Source organism: Acidobacteriota bacterium (assembly GCA_034211275.1).
Classification (GTDB): Bacteria; Acidobacteriota; Thermoanaerobaculia; order Multivoradales; family JAHZIX01; genus JAGQSE01.
In genome coordinates, this window is the sequence record JAXHTF010000323.1 from 1 (window position 1) to 3,777 (window position 3,777).

Sequence of the window (3,777 nt, forward strand, 5' to 3'; positions counted from 1 at the left end):
CAACGAGCCGGCTTTACCCACGTCGAGTATCGGGTCAAGGCCTAGCCCGGCCCCAAACCGCGAACCGCGAACCGCGAACCGCGAACCGCGAACCAAGGTTTCAGGAAGAACTATGAAACGCCTAACCCCCGTCACCGGAATCATCTTCCTCCTGCTCTTCATGGGCCTCTACCTGGGAATCCAGATGGCGGTGGAGTCGGGGTTCGGCCGATCGCGCCTGGAGAGAGTTCGTCCCGACGAGCAAGGATTGGTGCGCATCGATGTCGGTGAGTTCGAGCCCCTCGAGGTGCGCTTCTACCGTTTCCTCAACCCCGCCAATCAGGAGGTGGAGTTCCTGGTGGGCCTGGACGAGCACGGGGTCGTACAGGTGGGCTTCAACGCCAACGAGGCTCACTACAAGACCCGGCGGGGCTTTTCCGCACAAAACGGCTGGATCATCGACAATAAGTGCGAGACCACCACGCGGCTCTCGACGGTCAACACCGGCGGAGGCGGCTGCCGGCCGGTGGCCGTGACCCACCGCGTGGTGGGCGACGAATTGCAGATCCGCGAGCAGGATCTTCTCGCAGGCTGGCGCTACTTCCGCTAGCAGTCCGTGGCGAAAATCCGATGCCAGCGAAGCTCCGAAACCTTTCGGAGCGCTGGAGACCCTCGCCCAAATTCATGCAGTATTAACTATATGTTCATTCATCCGCTTGTAATGTTCGCTCCACTACCCTCCCGACAGAAAGCCGAATTGGAGAAATTCTGGCTGGCTAAAGCGTTTAAGAACGCGGCCAGTGGTGAGTAGGGGGAGAGCTCCGGCGGTCGTGAGCTGAGTTCATCAGAGGACTCTCGCGAACAGCCGTTCGAGGGCTTCTTATCGGAGTCGTACGTCTCGAGAACGGCCGATCCCTTGGAAGGAGAGTCATTTGATGAAGTCCCGGTACTCGGTCAACTTAGCCAGGATCCTGGTGTTCGCCTGGGTTCTATTCCCTCTAATCCTCACTCCACCCGCCCAAGCCCAGGACCAAGCATGCTCCAAAGTCGTCACCGCGAAGGTCGTGGCGCTGGACCAGCCGTGGGCCTGGAACCGCTACGGTGCCCTGGAACCCCAGGGCATGATCTACGCCCTGCGCCACGACGTGGTGCCGGCGAGCTTCAACCCCACCAATCCGGGGGCGTGCTATTCCGGCTCGCTGCAATATGGCGACGTCAAGCTGCGGGAGGACAAGCGGCCCCGGCCCATCGTCCTGCGGGTCAACGAGGGGGATTGCCTACGGGTGGAATTCCAGAACCTGCTGGCTTCGACCCCGGTGGACGACGAGCAGCCCCATACCCGCGCCGCGTCCTTCCACATCGTCGGCCTGCAGCTGCGCAACATCATCCGGGACGACGGCGCCAACATCGGTCAGAACGGCGCCGGCGGCAACGGCATCGTGCAACCCGGCGGCTCCGTCGTCTATGAGTACATCGCGGCCCGGGAGGGCTCCTACGTGGTGCACAGCATGGGTGCTCCGGTCGGTGGTGAAGGCGACGCAGGCTCCATCTCGCCGGGCCTCTTCGGCGCCGTCACCGTCGAGCCCGAGGGCTCGGAGTGGTACCGCAGCCAGGTCACCGAGGCCATCTTGGACAGCACCCGCCTCGACACCGACGGTGGCTATCCGATCATCGACTACAGCGAGCGCTATACGGCTTCGGAGGACTGCCTGCGGCAGGGCCGGCCGAAGCTGAACATGATCGATCCCATCACCCAGGAGATCGCCCACTCCGATCTGACGGCCATCATCACCGGTTCCGGCGGCGGCAATTTCGGTCCTGGCTACCCGGGCAAGACGGACGTCTATCCCAACCGCGGAGAACCGTTCCGCGAATTCACCATCATCTTCCACGACGAAATCGCGGCGGTGCAGGCCTTCCCGCAGTTCTATGACGACGAGCTGGAGTTCACCCTCCACAGCGCCCGGGACGCCTTCGCCATTAACTACGGCACCGGCGGCATCGGCGCCGAAATCCTGGCCAACCGGCTGGGGGTCGGACCGGTGCACGAATGTGTGGAGTGTCTCTACGAGGAATTCTTCCTCACGTCCTGGGCGGTGGGCGATCCCTCCATGGTGGTGGACGTCCCGGCCAACTTCCCCTGCGATCTGGACACCTTGGACCCGGATCCGTCCAGCGGCATCGATCCCTGCGAGCCCGACAAGGGCCCCAAGGCGACGGTGGCGCTCTATCCCGACGATCCGTCCAACGTCTACCACAGCTACCTCAACGACCACGTCAAATTCCGCAACCTCCACGCGGGGTCGGACGACCACCATGTCTTCCATCTCCACGCCCATCAGTGGATGCGCTCCCCTCGGGACGAGGACTCCACCTACCTGGACAGCCAGGCCATCGGTCAGGGCAGCGCCTTCACCTACGAGATCGCCTACGAGGGCAGCGGTAACCGCAACAAGACGGCGGGGGATTCCATCTTCCACTGCCACTTCTATCCCCATTTCGCCCAGGGCATGTGGTCCATGTGGCGTGTCCACGACGTGCTCGAATTGGGCACGGAGCTCGACGACAAGGGGCGGCCGGCACCCGGGTCCCGAGCCCTGCCGGACGGTGAGATCGCCGCCGGAACGCCGATTCCCGGGGTGGTGCCAATCCCCAACCAGCCCATGGCGGTACTGCCTGCGGCGGTGCAAATCGTCGCCGGGCAGGTGGACATCATCGAGGACCCGGACAAGCTCCGGGAACGCCTGAAGGCCGGCCAGCGGGACGAGGTCTTCCCCGGCTATCCCTTCTACATCCCGGGCATCGCCGGCCACCGGCCGCCCCACCCACCCCTCGACACCCTCGACGACGGTGGTCTGGCACGGCACGTGGTCAATGGACCCGGCGTGGCGGATTCGGCGCAGACCCGGCTGGACTTCCACAAGCATCTGCTGTCCATCCCCGTCGAGCCTCGGGACGAGACCGGCGAGCCGGTGGAAAAGCTCGCCATGGACTTCCACAACAACCCCTCGGGCTATCAGCAGCCGCTGCCCAACGGCAGCCTGTCGCTGAAGAATTTCGCCCTCAACAAGGGCAAGGCGGTGCGCGGCGCACCCTATGCCGACCCCTGTATCGAGGACGACGGCACCCCCATCACGGATCTGCGGACCTACAAGGCGGCGGATATCCAGCTGGACGTGGTGCTCAACAAATCCGGCTGGCACTTCCCTCAGCAGCGCATCATCACGCTGCTGGACGACGTCCAACCGACCCTCGACGGCACCCGGCCTCCGGAGCCGTTCTTCTTCCGCGCCCACAGCGGCCAGTGCATCGAGTTCCAGCTCACCAACTTCGTACCCTACGAATACGAGCTGGACGATTTCCAGGTGCGCACCCCGACGGACATCCTGGGCCAGCACATCCATCTGGTGAAGTTCGACGTCACCTCCTCCGACGGTGGTGGCAACGGCTTCAACTACGAGGACGGCAGCTTCAGCCCGGAGGAGGTCCAGAGCCGCATCCTGGCGATCCGGGACTTCAACGGCTGCGACGAGGGCGCCACGGATCCGGGACCGAGCTTCGATTGCCCGGTGGCCCGCCCGCACCCGCGGTTCGGCTCCGGCCCGGACGTCAACTGCAACGGATTCCCGGACTACCTCGGTGCCCAGACCACGGTGCAGCGCTGGTGGGCGGATCCGGTGTTGATCTCCAAAGGCTATGACCAAACCCTGCGCACCGTCTTCACCCACGACCACTTCGGTCCCTCGACCCACCAGCAGGTGGGCCTCTATGCGGGTCTGGTGGTGGAACCGGAAGGCA

At 64.2% G+C, this 3,777-nt stretch carries 2 protein-coding genes; both read left to right on the plus strand.

Annotated features, from left to right (window positions below; all coding sequences use genetic code 11):
• Positions 1–112: 112 nt before the first annotated feature.
• Complete coding sequence (locus tag SX243_25535; GenBank protein MDY7096352.1) at positions 113–589, plus strand: Fe-S-containing protein; 477 nt, start codon at positions 113–115, stop codon at positions 587–589.
• A gap of 325 nt (positions 590–914) precedes the next feature.
• Positions 915–3,777 (plus strand): copper oxidase (locus tag SX243_25540; GenBank protein MDY7096353.1); only part of this gene is annotated, 2,863 nt, incomplete at its 3' end.